This is a genomic window from Streptomyces sp. BYX5S, from assembly GCF_054724165.1.
Window position 1 is genome coordinate 182,095 of sequence record NZ_CM138829.1, and the last position, 12,395, is coordinate 194,489.

Genomic DNA, 12,395 nt, shown 5'->3' on the forward strand with positions numbered 1-12,395 from the left:
GTTCGGCGGGATCACGGTGTCGTGGCGCGGCGGACGTCCGACCACGTCGGGTTCGCCGCGCGCATCGCGGCGAGCGTGGCGTACGAGGCGGTCACCGTCGCGTAGGTGCGGGAGAGGTCGGGGGCGGGCGGGAGCGCGGGGGCGTCCGGGGTGAGGCCGGTGTCGGCGGGGACGCCGTTCGCCGCCACGCCGCGCAGGCTCAGCGTCTGCTGGACCCCGCCCCCCGCCGCGGCGGAAGCCGTGATGCCGACGACCCAGGCCAGGGTGTCGAGCGCGGCGCCCGACGTGTCGACGACGCGGACCACGTCGCCGAGCTGGATGCGGGGGTCGTACAGGACCTGGACGTCCTCCAGGACCGGCACGGGGAACTCCCCGGCCGACCGCATCGCCGCCGCCAGCTCCCGTGCGGCGCCGAGGTCCTGGACCCATTCCGACTGGTCCCCGTAGAACTCCTGGCGTCCGTACCACTTCTCGCTGTCGCTGTCGGCGACATAGGAGACGGCCTGCCGTTCCACGGGGTCCCGGTCGGGCCGGATCGGCAGGATCCGGATGGACGGGCCGCCCTTCTGGTCGACCGTGTAGAGGCGGGACGCCGTGCGGTTGGTCAGGCGCAGCACGATCACCCCGTTCTCCCGCCGCACGAGCGCGTCGACGGCGCCCTTGACCGCCGTCGTGCCCGCCGCGTTCTGCGTGGCGACCCGGAACGAGGATCCGGCGGTGGCGACGGAGTCGTCGTCGGTGTCGGGCGGCCCGACATCCAACTCGTCCTCGCCGAACGTGTAGTTGACCGTGAGGGAGCCGCCCGCCGGGATCTCCCGCACCACCGTGTCCGTGATCAGCTCTCCCGCGACCGCCCGGACCGCGCTCCAGTCCGCGGCGGGCTGCACGCAGTAGTTGCGGCAGGCGTCGATCTCCTCGGTGACGGTGAGCGCGGCGATCGAGCGCACCGAGGTCAGCGTCAGGTCCGGGGTGGTCGGCGTGGACGCGAAGCGCGTGAAGTTGCGCCAGCGGAAGCGGCCGCGCTCGTCGAGCTCGGCCGTGGACATGCTCGCCTTGGCGATCTGTCCGATGGCCTCCCACTGGGAACCGGACACCTTGGGGATGGTGCGCAGCGGCAGGATCGCGTCGTCCAGGTCGGCGGTCTTGTCCCACTGGCCGGCCTGGGTGAACTCGGCGACGCTCGGAACGGCGGCGAGGCCGCTCGTGACCTGCACCCCTTCCGTCGCCATCGACGTGATCAGGCGGATCTTGCGCAGCTCGGCCACCGGCTGCGGACCGTTCGCCGCGGTGAACGCGCCGGTGCCGCCGACCCACGTGGTGCCGTCGGGCGCCGTGATCAGCGGGGTGACCTGAGGCAGCGCCCGGCCGCCCGTCGACGCGTACACATCGACGTACGCGCCGATGTGCCATACGCCGCGCTGCGCCTTCATCGCGGTGGCGTTCTGGCTCCAGGTCAGTCCGCTGCCCGGTACCGCCGCGTCGCTGCTGAGCGACCACGCGGTGACGGTGCCTTTGGTGAAGTCGAGCGCGAGGGACAGGGTGCCGTTCGCGGTGCCGGTGCGGTTCAGCTCCAGGTCGAGGCGGACGGTGGAGCCGATGCCGACGGCGTTGTTCACCCATGCCTCGGCGAGCAGCCTGCTGCCCGGCACGGTGACGCGGCTGCGCGGGAACCAGGAGGCCGTGACGCCGGTCTCGCCGGCCGGGAGCCCGCGCGGCACGAGGGCCATCTCGTGCGGTGCCCCGGTCCGCGACCACGTGTAGTGCCGCGGGTCCGGCAGGTCCTCCGGCATGCCGTACGACGTCGCGAACCCGCCGTGGAGGGTGGCGTGCACGAGGGTCAGCGGGGCCCCCGCGACGAACTGCGGGCCCCGTGCGGGCGGGCTCGTCAGGAATCCGGCCTGCCGGAGCAGTTCGTCGACGCACCAGGTGGCGGTGGCGACCGGCCGGCCCCAGTACAACCCCGTGTAGGGGCGCGGGAGTTCGGCGGGTGAGCGCAGCCGTTCGGCGCCGTCGAGCGCGGTCAGCTGCACGGTGTCGGTGCCGGAGGCCGCAGACCGGTTGCGCAGGGTGCCGCGGAAGGCGGGCAGGGTGTCGGAACCGCCGCCGAGCCCCGTCTCGTGGACGACGCTCTGGCCGGGGCGGGCGAGGTCACCGGTGGCCCGGTCGGCCCACGCGGAGTACAGCTCCGGCGCCAACTCCGTTCCTCTGCCGCCCAGTTGCAGCTGGAGCTGTGCGGAGGAGCTGCCGGAGAACGCCCGCATCGCGGCCGGCAGATCGGTCGCGTACGAACGCTCCAGCTCCCAGGACTGCACCTGGTCGCTGACGTCCCGCCCGCCGAGCCGGGTGGTGTGCGTGGCGGTGCGCTCCCCGGCGCCGAGCGCGGCCTCGGTGGCCTGGTCAGCCTGTTGCACGGGACACCTCCACGAGTTCGAGACTGATGCTGCGGTAGGGCAGCGGGAGGCCGGGGGTATCGGTGTACGAGGTCACGGCGAGCTGCGGGAGGCCGTCGCCGGGGATGGTGTGCGCGGCCCCGTCGTCGTACGAGAGGCAGGCCCCGGCCAGCGAGTACGTGCCGGCGGTGCCGGGCGTCGCGCACGGGGTGGCGAAGACGGCCCCGGCGGGCACGGTGGCGGCGAGGTAGGGGCCGGTCGCGGAGGGGCCGGAGAGATAGGTCCCGTCGGCCTTCTTGAAGTCGATGTTCACGCCGACGGTGCCGAGCGCGGCCATGGCGCTGGGCGCGCGGAACGAGATCCGGGTGCCGGGCGCCACCGGGAAGTTGCCCTGCCACGGCACGCACCGCCAGCCGAGCTTGCTGGTCGCGTCGGCCGCCGTGAACGCGAAGGTGCCGGGCGCGGCGGCGACCTCGACGACCGCTCCGGTCGCCGACACCTTGAACCACTGGTCGAGCCCGCTGGCGTCACCGGCTCCCGGCACGCCGCGGCCCGCGGCCTGGGCGGCGCCGAGCACATTGCCCGCGACCGGGTCGACGAGGACGAGCGGGCCAGGGCCGTCGATCCGCCGGGCGAGCCGGTCGAGGGCGCGGGCGTCGGCGGGCGGCAGCCGGTCCCAGCTCAGCTTCGTACGGCGGGTGGTGGAGGCGGTTCGGGTGACGGTGACGAGGCCGCCGAGCGATTTGAACTCGCTGACGCCGAGGTCGGCGCTGCGGTCGAAGGACGTGGTGACCTGGTCGATCTCGTACAGGGAACCCGGTGCGCCGATCCACAGATTGCTGCCCATTGATGCACACCCCTTTCGGTGAGGCCGCCCTAGCGGCGGGCGAGTTGGCGCTGGCCGAGGAAGACGGCGCGGGCGATGGTCTGCGAGTCGACCTGGATGTGGACGGGCCGGTCGGCGAGCCTTTCGACGGCGGCGGCGAGCCGTTCCACGGCGGAGCCGCCGCCCGGGTGGTGCCCGAGCATCGCGCTCAGCTTCGACAGCGGGATGACCGCCTCGTCCTCGCCGCCCTCACCGACGACGGCGAGCCGACCACCGGTCCGCGCGCCGATGACGCCGCCTTCGGCGAGCGTCGGAATGTTCGGGATCCTCGGCAGATTGATGCCGAATTCCTTGCCGCCGACGACCGGCACCCAGCCCGGAATCTTCACGTGAATCTTGTTCAGGCCGCCGATCATGGCGTTCATGCCGCCGATGTAGGCGCGGGGCAGGGCCGTGAAGGCGTTGATGATGCCCTTCATGACGGCCTTGATGGGCCCGGAGTGGGACTTGATGGCGCCGGATATCGCGTTCCAGGCCCACTTCACGCCCTTGGCGAGGACCTTGGCCACCTTGTCCATGTTGATGAACTGGCTGATGATCGGCGCGAGCAGCGTCATGATCAGCCCGAAGGCATTCGCCTTCATAGCGATGTTGAGCCCCTTCTGGGCGACCGTCGCTCCCTTCAGCCCCTTCCCGAGCCCGGTCATCGACTTGCCGCTGCCGGTGGCGGACTTGCCGGCCTTCCCGACGGACTTCTCGACGGCGTCGGACTGGCGTTTTACGTTGCGGAGGGCGGTCTGGGACCTGGTGGCGGACGACCTGAGTTTGTCCAGCGACGACTTGAAACGGTCGGTGGACGTCTTGGACCTGCCGAGTGACGTGTTGGCCGAACGCACGCCCGTGCCGAGCCTGTTGACGGCGCTCTGGCTCTGGGTGACGGATGTCTTGAGCCGCGTGACCGCTGTGCTCGCGCTGGTCGACCGGCTGCTGAGTCGGCTGATGCCGGTACTGGCGTTCGTGAGCGCCTGCTTGAGATTCATGGGCGATCACCTCCTTGCGGGACGGTTGTCCGGGTCATCCGAGAGCGACGGTCAGGGCGTTGACGCGGGCCTCAAGACGTTGAAGTTGAGTCGTGGAACCACTGAGGTTCGGTGAGGCGCTGGCCCGCACCTGCTCGCGGGTGCGCCCGCTCGCCCTGGACATCGAGGAGACGCGCCGTTCCAGGGCGTTGATGCGCCGGTTGGAGTTGCCGACCTTCTGGTGGGCATTCGTGACGAGGTCCTGGAGTCGGCCGAGTCCGCGCTCCATGCGGGCCAGCCTGGCTTCGGCCTCATCGATGACCCGTTGGCGCCGCTCGCGTTCCGCGCGCTTCACCGGCAACAGGAAGCCGTGCTTGCCGCGTTCAATGTTCTTCTTCGCGAGCAGCCGTTCCACGATCGGCTCCAGGCTGAAAAGGGACGGCAGTTCGAGTTTGGCGAGAACGAATCCGGCGGCAAGCCCGATGATTTCTTTCTTGTGGTTCTCCCAAATCTTGGGCGCTGTTTCCTTTTCGACCCACTGCTGGGTCGCGAGGTCGCCCTTGGTGCTCGTGAAGGCTGCGGATTTTATGGACGCCCGAAGGTCCTGGATCTCCTTGTCCAGTTGGGCTGGGGTCTTGTCTGCCATTTCCCTCTACCTTTGCGTTGTGTGCCTTGGTAGCATCCGCGGTCGGATCGCCATGGCTGTCGGAGTGGAGGGTTTTCCCGTGATTCCAGATATCGTGTATCAAATCGCCCTGATTGTCGGTGGTTTAGGGGCGATGGGCTGGGGCGTGGTGATAGCGCTGATGAGCTTTGGCGAATACCGCAGGAAGGTGACCCGGAGAGTCGAGATTCTGGCGACGATCAACATGCCGCACGGGACCGAGTACAGGTTTCGTGCGGTCGAGAAAAAGGGGCCGAGTTCGCGACCGGGTGGCGACGATGAATGGACGGCGGGCCGGCCGGAGAAGTTCGGAGACCGGACTTTTGGAGTCGGGCAGTTCGTCACCTTCGACTACGATCCGAAGAACCCGGCTTTCCTCTATCCTCCGGGGCGATATCCGCGCATTCGCGCGTGGGGGATTCCGCTCGGCGCGCTGCTCATGGGCGCGCTCGCCGCTGCGATCGGTGTCGCGTCGTTCGGCTAGCCGAAGAACCGGCGCAGCTCCTGTGGGGTGGGCAGGGCGTCCGGCGTCGACGTGTCCGTGTCGGGCGGATCCTGCTGGCCGGGACGCTTCACGGGGACCGGGGGGTCGAGTGGTTCGCTGTCCTCGTCACGGTTGACGGTGGCGAACATCCAGTTGGCTTCCTGGAGTTGATCCACGGCGTGCGCGAGCAGATAGTCGCTCACCGTCCATTCGGCGCCTTCACCGTGCAGTTCCCGTGCGAGCGCGCTGTCGCGCGGCAGGTGCTCGACGAGCACCGCGAGCCGCCGCGAGGACAGCTCGCCGCGGTGCCAGTCCAGCAGGTCCACGCCGTAGTGGCGCAGCAGATCGGCCTCGATGGCCCCGGCGTGCTCTTCGACGAGCTCGCCGAGGCTCAGCCTTCCCCCAGGCCGAGCCCGGTCTCCTTGCCGTAGGCCTCCAGGATCGCGGCGATGTCCTGCATGGTGATGTCGTGCTGCTCGAAGCGCGCGAACTGCTGGTCGCCGAGGAGGAGCCGGAACAGGCCGTCCACGTCGTTGTCGTCGAGGTCGCGCAGCTTGCGGGCCGTGGCGCGGCCGAGTTCGGTGGGCAACTCGAAGGTGTCGCCGTCGAGTTGGAAGGACCAGGTGCGGCCGAGTGCCTCCAGGCGCTGGGCGCGGGCGGCGTTGACGTCGAAGCCGGGCATGCGGGGACTCCTTGGGAGAGGTGGGGTGGCGGAGACGGGTGCGGGGCCGCGGACGGCCCCGCCCCCGTGGGCTCGCTTACGCGTACGCGTCGTCCTTCATCAGCCACGTGGCCAGCGGCTGCGACGTGTCGTCCTGGGCGAACGCCGTGAAGGTGATGCCGAGCTTCAGCGCACCGGTCCGGGTCATCGACAGTTCCTCGGTCTCGGTGACCTGGCCGCGCGGCACGATGAGCCGGTAGACGACCGGCGAACCGCCCTTGCTGTCGGTGAACTCGAAGCCGAGCTGACGCTCGTCCGCCGTCGGGTTGGAGGTCAGGTCGTACTTGAAGGTCCCGGCCTCCGCGCCGGTGGTGGCGACGGCGGCGGTCGCCCCGCCGCCCATGAAGAACGGCAGCGTCGTCTTGTTGAACTGCATGAGCTGGAACTTCAGCGTCAGCTCACGGTCGGAGTAGATGTAGCGCAGCGCGCTCACCGACTGCCAGCCGTCGACCTGGTCGATCTTGTCCTTCTTGGCCAGCTTCACGCCGTCGGTGGAGGTGTACCCCAGCTCGGTCCACCCGGTCGGCCAGGACGCCTTGGTGTCGATGGGACCGACGACGGCCGGGCTGGCACCGTACGGGGCGACGAGCACCTTGCCGGTGCCGGCGACGCGGATCTGGGAGCTGGTGTTGGGAGAAGGCATGCGAACTCCTTGTGAGCGTGCGGTGGTTGAGGGCTACGAGGGGCTGATCGACAGCCGCAGGGTGGTGAGGTACCGGCTGCTCGCCGGGCGGTTGTAGTCGGGCAGCCAGCGCGGCCCGTCCGCCTCGGCGACATCGGTGACGAGGGCGGTGCCGTACGTCGTGCCCTCCAGTTCGACGGCACAGGCGCGGGCGGCGAGCGAGACGCCGTGCGCGACCGTCTTGTCGGCCGCGTACACCTCCAGGTCGACCAGCGGATGGTCGAGCGCCAGATCGTCGACCCAGGCGCCGCCGGCCCGGGAGACCAGGACGGTCTTCTGGGTGCCGTCGAACCCGGCGGGCGGCCGGTTGTCGACGGTCACGCCCGCCATCTCGGTGCGGTTCTTGAGGAAGTCGACGACGAGCATCTCGACGTCGGGAAAGTTCAGGACGGCCACATGGACGCTCCTTCGGACCTTCCGGTCCTTCGAGTACGGGAAGTCGCGCGGTGTACGAGCCCGGATCGCGACCGCGACGAGGGAGTCCGGGCAACACGAAGCGGCAGGTCCGCGGCCCCGGTCCGGGGCGCAGCTCTGCCGCTGCTTCAAGTGTGATCCGGGGTCCCGAATCTCGCAACTGGCCTCTGTGGGAGGGGTGTTGCGCAGACGCCGAAGGGCCCGTCGACGCAGGTCGACGGGCCCTTCGGGGTCACACTGGCCTACTTGCCCCTCCCGCGTGCGGCGCGCTCGGCGGCGAACACGTCCTCAAGGCGGTACATCGTTCGCCTCCCCTGTTTCCCGGCCGGTGGGAGGTGTCCGAGCTGCACCCACTTGCGGATGGTCGCGGGCGAGACCCCCGCCTCGTTGGCGGCCAGTTCACCGGTCACGTACGTCACGCGCCGTCCTCCTCTTCGAGTACGTGGCGGCAGACCGGGTTCACGCACATCACCACCGCGCGTTCCGGGAGCGCGCGCAGCGAGACCGAGTCGCAGGCGGGGCAGCGGCCCGGGATGCGTACGAGCTGCTCGGGGTCGCCGGTGGCGCGGGCGCAGCGGCCGGCCATCCGGCGGGCCTCGCTGGTCACGTGCGCGTACAGGTCGGGCACGGCGGCGACCCGGTCGAGGAGTTCGGCGAGGCGGCGCAGTCGTACGGGCACAGGGGCGGGGGACGGGCGGACGGGGTGCAGACCGAGCCGTTCGCGGACCGCCTCCTCCAGCTCGACGACGCCGTCGGTGACGTCGCGCAGGGTGTCGGAGACGTAGAGCCGCAGCGGGGCGCGACCGCCGTCGGCGCTCGTGCCGGGGGTGCCGGGGCGGGGTGTCCCGGAGGCGGGTGACGGCGCCAACTCGGCGAGCAGCAGCGGCAATCGCTCGGCCAGGGCGCGCAGCCAGCCGAGGGCTTCGGTGGTGTCACCGGCCGGACGTTCGGTGTGTACGTTCATCGCCGGGTCTCGCTCTCTTCCGTCTGTTCCGGGGTGTCGACCACCCGCCCGTTGCGCCACAGGCGGCCCGCGCAGACGCCGTCGAACCAGGTGTGGGCCGGGTCCACCACGGCTTCGCACTCCTTCCGGATCGGACACTTGTTGCAGGCTCGCAACGTAGGGGTGGCGTCGGAGGGGCTTCGCGTAAAGACGTGATGCGGGGGCAGATCGGCACAGGCGGCGGATCTGCGCCAGTCGAGCTCCTCGTCATGCCTGGCAAAAGCCCTGTTCACCGACGATGGAGAAAGAATCATCGGGTGTGACACGTGTAGCGCCTCCCCACGTATGGGAATATTTGTTCGACACATGCGAACGCGTGTCGAGAGTGACATGTTGCGTGTGCGTGCGCAAGCTGTCGCGATCCGTTACGAGACACAGGGGAGGAGGGGGAGTCCTGGGGGCCAACTGGCCGACGTGGCCGGTGTGTTGTGTACAGAAATCCGGAACTGTGTGCGTGCGCGCACAGCTTTGATGCGCGCGCGCTCGGTACGCTGTGCCCCGCGACGAGGGGAGAGCAGCGTCATGAGCGGTAGCTCGTGGGCACGGGCCCACATCGAGCAGGACCCCGCCCAGGGGCCGGATCAGGTCCCCGACCAGGCGAGAGCCGGCGGGCAGCCGCCCGGCCTGGACGCGTTCGCGGACTGGATCGAAGGTCTGATGCGGGAGCGCGGGTACACCATCGACAGCCCGAGAGGTGGCGGAAAATCGCGCCTCGCGGACGACGCGGGTGTCCACCGGGCCGCCGTCAGCCGGCTGTTGAACCGGCAGAGCATGCCGGATCTGGAGACCATGCGGCGGCTCGCGGTGGCCCTGGGTGTCCCGGTACGGGACATGTTGATCCGGTCCGGGCGGCTCACCGAGCAGGACCTGCCGGTTGGCGACGCCCTGCCAGGGAAGGCAAGGGCCGAAGGGCCGCGTCTGTCACCTGAGGAGGCGGCCCGACGCATGGGAGTACCGCCGGAGTTGCGGGACACCTTCGTCCGCGTGGCGAGGCAGTTCCTGCCGGAAGGCGGCTGAATGGACAGTCAGTGATCAGTCCCAGGGGGACGAAGGGGCAGGGGCGTATGGGTGGCGAAGAGCCCGACGCGCGACGCCGCGCCGGTGAGTTGGTCGCCGAACTCGGCCGGAAGATGGCCGAGTTCGGGCCTGCGGCACTGCGTGTCGTCACCGTCGAGGAGGCCGAGCGCGAACGCATCGACTGGTTCCTCCTGGGCTGGCAGGAGCACGCCCGCCTGGTCTCGGACGAGAGCGGGGAGCCCGCCCCCGCCCCCGGTCACGACGGGCGGAACACCTCCGACACACCACGCGGCACACCACGGGACACACCCCATCCACGTCTGCGCGTGGCGGACGGCGAGGAGGTGTGTCACGGGGAGGCACCGGACGGCGAGGTGGGTCACGGCGAGGTGTCTCGCGACACGGACGGCGAGGGCCACGGCGAGCGGGAAGACGGCGGCCGGGACACGTTCCCCTTACCGGTCGTCGGCGCCGCCGAGGCCGAGGTCCGTGAGCTGATGCCGCACCGTCTCAGGTCCCGGGGACGGCAACGGCCGTAGCCGCGACCGGGGCCGCCGCGTCCTTACCCCGCGTCACGGGCGTGCCCTAGGCTCCCCGCCGTGACCATGAGCGCATGAGCGGCATGAGCGGCATGAGCGGCATGAGGGAGCGGGGGAGCATGGAAACGGTGGAGGAAAGAGTCGAGCAGCTGGCGCGCGAGCTGCGGCGGCTGGGCGGACGCCTGCTGGAGGCCGCGGCGGAACACCCGGACCGGGAAAGGGCACGTCAACTGTCAGCGGCGGCACGGGTGTTGGTGACCTCCGTCATGGTACCCCTGGAGCAGGACGGCACCGCTGTCGCGGACCCGGGCCCGGCGGAAGCGGAACCGCAGGACGCGGTCGCCGTACGGCCGACGCCGTCGGCCGGGGGCGCCCTGGCCGAGCTCATCGAGATGTACGTGTCGAAGCACCAGCGGCAGCTGGACGAACCGGTGATGACCGACCCGTCGCTGCCCTGGGAGGAGCGCAAACCACTGCGCCGCTTCGGGTACGGGGACGAGGCGTACTTCCGGACCGCGCCGCTGTGGCACGACGCCGTACCGAGCCGGGGCAAGCCCGTGGCACGCGTGACCCCCAAGACGGAGGTGCTGCGCCGCATGCACCACCGCTACGTGCTCACGCGCGACCTCGACAGTCCCGAGGGCGAGCTGGCGATCCGCATCCTGCTCGGCTGCAGGGCGATCTGCGGCTCCCGGGCGGTCCGGGACGGCGGCTACTACGAGTGGCACGCGCTCGACGACAAGCTGGCGCCCTTGCAGTGGCGGGCGCTGGTCACCGCCGCGGAACGCACCGCCGAGGCGGGCGCCCGCCTCGGCGGGATGCTCCGGAAGCTGGAGCGGCTGGCCGAGGCCGTCCACAAGCTGGACACGCTGTTCCGGGGGTCGGCCAGTGACCCCGCGCTGGCCGAGGGGATACCCGGCGCCCTGCGGGTGGTGGACGCGATCGTGAAGGAGCTGCCGGGCGCGTGATCCCGCCCCCTCGCGTACCGGCAGGATGGGAGGCATGACCGAGATCCGTACCCCCCGCCTCCTCCTGCGCCGCTGGAACCCCGACGACGACCTCGCCGCTCTCGCCGACATCCAGACCGACCCCGCCGTCATGCGCCGCATCGGCGACGGCGCGCCGCGCTCCCTCGACGAGAGCGCCGAGGACATCGAGCGCTGGGAGGAGGAGTGGGACGACGAGGGCTTCGGTGTCTTCGCCGTCGAGCTGCTCGGCTCCGGCGAGCTGGTGGGCGCGATCGGCCTGTACGTGCCCGATGCCCCGCCGCAGGTGGCGGGGCACATCGGCATCCAGTGGCGCCTCGGCCGCGTCTTCTGGGGCCAGGGGTACGCCTCGGAGGCGGCACAGGCGTGCCTGGAGTTCGCCCTCCAGGACCGGGGCATCGACCGGGTCGTGGCGGTCACCGCCCCCGACGACGCCCCCTCACTGAAGGTCCTCCACAAACTCGGCATGCAGCCGACCGGCGAGGACGAGGGCCAACGCCTCTACGCGATCGACCTGACGGAGTTCCAGGGCTGACCGGCGAGGAACCCGGCCCAGGCGGCGCCGCTCACGGAGAAGTGGGGGGCGCCGGGGGTCTTGGAGTCGCGGACGTGGGTGGTGGCGGGGGTGTGGGCGATCTCTACGCAGTCCGGCTCGCTGCCGCCGCTGCTGTAGCTGCTCTTGAACCAGGCCAGTTCCGGTTCGCGGTTCATAGTTCTCCCAGCACTTGCTCGATGAAGGCCAGCGACCTCTCTGGGGAGAGCGCCTGAGCCCGGATGATGCCACACCGCAGTTCGATGCTGCGGAGCTGCCTCGGGTCCGAGACCGGACGTCCGGCGTAGAGGCCGTCGCAGCGCCCGAGCGCCGTTCCGTCCCTGAATTTCAGCACCTCCATCTCCCCGTCCATTCCGGCGTGGAACTCGCGGTCTGTCGGCATCACCTGGATGTCGACAGTCGGCAACTGACCGATTTCCAGGAGATGTTCGAGCTGACGCCGCAACACCATCTTGCCTCCGATCGGCCGTCGTAGCGTCACCTCTTCCTGAATGAAGCTCAGGTCGGGCGCCGGATCGCGTTCGAAGATCGACTTTCGGGCCGCGCGTGCGCCCAAGGCCCGTTCGATCTGGTCCGAAGACAGAGCGGGGCGGCGCATGGAGAAGAGCGCCTGCGCGTACTCCGGGGTCTGGAGTAGGCCGTGCAGTTTGTGGGCCCAGTACGACGTCAGCTCCACCGCCTTCGCCTCCGTCTCCGCGATGTCCCGCACCTTCTTCGGATACCGCAGCTTCGCCGCGTCCTCCTTCAGCTCCTTCAGGCGCCCGTTCGCGTTCAGTACGTCGTCGGCCCTGTCGAGGTACTCGGGGCGCGGGATGCGGGTGCCGCCCTCGACCTTGTAGATGATGCCCTCGCCGTACCCCATCGCCGTGGCGAGCTCGGGCACCCGCAGCCCGGCGGCCTCCCGCCAGCCCCGCAGCTGGCGGCCGATCAGCGCCATGACCGCCGCGCCCTCCTCGTCGCCCGGCTCGATCTCCCACCCGTCACCGTCCGTCGCCTCGGCCATCCGCTCCGCTCCTCCCGGTCCGCGCACGTTGCGTCAACGGCCGTACCCGTGAGGGGCGTCGGACAGCCTGTACAGCGCTGGACAAACGCTGGAC

Annotated in this window: 17 protein-coding genes; 5 read left to right on the forward strand and 12 right to left on the reverse strand. The window is 70.4% G+C overall.

Features of this window, described 5'->3' with window-relative positions; translation table 11 throughout:
- Positions 1-11: 11 nt before the first annotated feature.
- Genes ACYBSK_RS00815 through ACYBSK_RS00830 form a run of 4 tightly spaced genes read right to left on the reverse strand, consistent with a single transcriptional unit; the run spans position 12 to position 4,881 of the window.
- Positions 12-2,411 (reverse strand): hypothetical protein, encoded by a 2,400-nt coding sequence (locus tag ACYBSK_RS00815; RefSeq protein ID WP_460244837.1) that lies wholly within the window; start codon positions 2,409-2,411, stop codon positions 12-14.
- The gene (locus ACYBSK_RS00820; protein ID WP_457474863.1) at positions 2,398-3,237 is read right to left on the reverse strand and encodes a hypothetical protein; all 840 of its coding nucleotides are present in this window, start codon (positions 3,235-3,237) and stop codon (positions 2,398-2,400) included. The genes ACYBSK_RS00815 and ACYBSK_RS00820 overlap by 14 nt, the downstream gene beginning before the upstream one ends.
- Positions 3,238-3,266: 29 nt before the next feature.
- Positions 3,267-4,256 (reverse strand): hypothetical protein, encoded by a 990-nt coding sequence (locus ACYBSK_RS00825; protein ID WP_457474864.1) that lies wholly within the window; start codon positions 4,254-4,256, stop codon positions 3,267-3,269.
- A 34-nt stretch (positions 4,257-4,290) separates the two neighbouring features.
- Positions 4,291-4,881 carry a hypothetical protein gene (locus tag ACYBSK_RS00830; protein ID WP_460244838.1) on the reverse strand — a complete coding sequence of 197 codons (591 nt, stop codon included), beginning with the start codon at positions 4,879-4,881 and terminating at the stop codon, positions 4,291-4,293.
- Positions 4,882-4,933: 52 nt separating this feature from the next.
- On the opposite strand from ACYBSK_RS00830, the gene ACYBSK_RS00835 reads away from it, so the two are divergent.
- Entirely contained in the window at positions 4,934-5,383 is a 450-nt protein-coding gene (locus ACYBSK_RS00835) for a hypothetical protein (protein ID WP_460244839.1), read from the forward strand.
- Here the strand turns inward: ACYBSK_RS00835 and ACYBSK_RS00840 are convergent.
- The 6 genes from ACYBSK_RS00840 to ACYBSK_RS00865 all read right to left on the reverse strand — a co-directional run bounded on the left by ACYBSK_RS00840 (position 5,380) and on the right by ACYBSK_RS00865 (position 8,164).
- Entirely contained in the window at positions 5,380-5,709 is a 330-nt protein-coding gene (locus ACYBSK_RS00840) for a hypothetical protein (RefSeq protein WP_460244840.1), read from the reverse strand. The genes ACYBSK_RS00835 and ACYBSK_RS00840 overlap by 4 nt on opposite strands.
- A 65-nt stretch (positions 5,710-5,774) precedes the next feature.
- Positions 5,775-6,065, reverse strand: coding sequence for a hypothetical protein (locus tag ACYBSK_RS00845; protein ID WP_457474868.1), 291 nt, complete (start codon positions 6,063-6,065; stop codon positions 5,775-5,777).
- 76 nt (positions 6,066-6,141) lie between these two features.
- Positions 6,142-6,747, reverse strand: coding sequence for a phage tail tube protein (locus tag ACYBSK_RS00850; protein ID WP_457474869.1), 606 nt, complete (start codon positions 6,745-6,747; stop codon positions 6,142-6,144).
- Positions 6,748-6,780: 33 nt separating this feature from the next.
- Positions 6,781-7,182: a hypothetical protein gene (locus tag ACYBSK_RS00855; RefSeq protein ID WP_457474870.1), complete on the reverse strand. Its 402-nt coding sequence runs from the start codon at positions 7,180-7,182 to the stop codon at positions 6,781-6,783.
- A 260-nt stretch (positions 7,183-7,442) separates the two neighbouring features.
- Positions 7,443-7,619 carry a helix-turn-helix domain-containing protein gene (locus ACYBSK_RS00860; RefSeq protein WP_457474871.1) on the reverse strand — a complete coding sequence of 59 codons (177 nt, stop codon included), beginning with the start codon at positions 7,617-7,619 and terminating at the stop codon, positions 7,443-7,445.
- A complete protein-coding gene (locus ACYBSK_RS00865; protein ID WP_460244841.1) occupies positions 7,616-8,164 on the reverse strand; it encodes a hypothetical protein in 549 nt (182 codons plus the stop codon). Before ACYBSK_RS00865 ends, ACYBSK_RS00860 begins: the two co-directional genes overlap by 4 nt.
- A gap of 696 nt (positions 8,165-8,860) precedes the next feature.
- On the opposite strand from ACYBSK_RS00865, the gene ACYBSK_RS00870 reads away from it, so the two are divergent.
- The 4 genes from ACYBSK_RS00870 to ACYBSK_RS00885 all read left to right on the forward strand — a co-directional run bounded on the left by ACYBSK_RS00870 (position 8,861) and on the right by ACYBSK_RS00885 (position 11,280).
- On the forward strand, positions 8,861-9,220 hold the full coding sequence (locus ACYBSK_RS00870) for a helix-turn-helix transcriptional regulator (protein ID WP_457481619.1): 360 nt from the start codon (positions 8,861-8,863) through the stop codon (positions 9,218-9,220).
- A gap of 47 nt (positions 9,221-9,267) precedes the next feature.
- Positions 9,268-9,759: a hypothetical protein gene (locus tag ACYBSK_RS00875; protein WP_457474873.1), complete on the forward strand. Its 492-nt coding sequence runs from the start codon at positions 9,268-9,270 to the stop codon at positions 9,757-9,759.
- A 74-nt stretch (positions 9,760-9,833) separates the two neighbouring features.
- A complete protein-coding gene (locus ACYBSK_RS00880; RefSeq protein WP_460244842.1) occupies positions 9,834-10,727 on the forward strand; it encodes a hypothetical protein in 894 nt (297 codons plus the stop codon).
- Positions 10,728-10,761: 34 nt separating this feature from the next.
- The gene (locus tag ACYBSK_RS00885) at positions 10,762-11,280 is read left to right on the forward strand and encodes a GNAT family N-acetyltransferase (protein WP_460244843.1); all 519 of its coding nucleotides are present in this window, start codon (positions 10,762-10,764) and stop codon (positions 11,278-11,280) included.
- Here ACYBSK_RS00885 and ACYBSK_RS00890 read toward each other — a convergent pair.
- Together ACYBSK_RS00890 and ACYBSK_RS00895 are read right to left on the reverse strand one after the other, a co-directional pair.
- A complete protein-coding gene (locus ACYBSK_RS00890; protein ID WP_460244844.1) occupies positions 11,247-11,456 on the reverse strand; it encodes a DUF397 domain-containing protein in 210 nt (69 codons plus the stop codon). The two genes, ACYBSK_RS00885 and ACYBSK_RS00890, sit on opposite strands and share 34 nt — an antisense overlap.
- Positions 11,453-12,301: a helix-turn-helix domain-containing protein gene (locus ACYBSK_RS00895; RefSeq protein ID WP_460244845.1), complete on the reverse strand. Its 849-nt coding sequence runs from the start codon at positions 12,299-12,301 to the stop codon at positions 11,453-11,455. Before ACYBSK_RS00895 ends, ACYBSK_RS00890 begins: the two co-directional genes overlap by 4 nt.
- Positions 12,302-12,395: the final 94 nt, after the last annotated feature.

Excerpts from the sequence above, each read along its gene's own strand:
- ACYBSK_RS00835 (WP_460244839.1), top strand. The coding sequence starts at position 4,934 with ATGGCTGTCGGAGTGGAGGGTTTTCCCGTGATTCCAGATATCGTGTAT.
- ACYBSK_RS00895 (WP_460244845.1), bottom strand. The coding sequence starts at position 12,301 with ATGGCCGAGGCGACGGACGGTGACGGGTGGGAGATCGAGCCGGGCGAC.
- ACYBSK_RS00830 (WP_460244838.1), bottom strand. The coding sequence starts at position 4,881 with ATGGCAGACAAGACCCCAGCCCAACTGGACAAGGAGATCCAGGACCTT.
- ACYBSK_RS00820 (WP_457474863.1), bottom strand. The coding sequence starts at position 3,237 with ATGGGCAGCAATCTGTGGATCGGCGCACCGGGTTCCCTGTACGAGATC.
- ACYBSK_RS00845 (WP_457474868.1), bottom strand. The coding sequence starts at position 6,065 with ATGCCCGGCTTCGACGTCAACGCCGCCCGCGCCCAGCGCCTGGAGGCA.
- ACYBSK_RS00890 (WP_460244844.1), bottom strand. The coding sequence starts at position 11,456 with ATGAACCGCGAACCGGAACTGGCCTGGTTCAAGAGCAGCTACAGCAGC.
- ACYBSK_RS00875 (WP_457474873.1), top strand. The coding sequence starts at position 9,268 with ATGGGTGGCGAAGAGCCCGACGCGCGACGCCGCGCCGGTGAGTTGGTC.
- ACYBSK_RS00880 (WP_460244842.1), top strand. The coding sequence starts at position 9,834 with ATGAGCGGCATGAGCGGCATGAGCGGCATGAGGGAGCGGGGGAGCATG.
- ACYBSK_RS00850 (WP_457474869.1), bottom strand. The coding sequence starts at position 6,747 with ATGCCTTCTCCCAACACCAGCTCCCAGATCCGCGTCGCCGGCACCGGC.
- ACYBSK_RS00865 (WP_460244841.1), bottom strand. The coding sequence starts at position 8,164 with ATGAACGTACACACCGAACGTCCGGCCGGTGACACCACCGAAGCCCTC.
- ACYBSK_RS00885 (WP_460244843.1), top strand. The coding sequence starts at position 10,762 with ATGACCGAGATCCGTACCCCCCGCCTCCTCCTGCGCCGCTGGAACCCC.
- ACYBSK_RS00870 (WP_457481619.1), top strand. The coding sequence starts at position 8,861 with ATGCGGGAGCGCGGGTACACCATCGACAGCCCGAGAGGTGGCGGAAAA.
- ACYBSK_RS00825 (WP_457474864.1), bottom strand. The coding sequence starts at position 4,256 with ATGAATCTCAAGCAGGCGCTCACGAACGCCAGTACCGGCATCAGCCGA.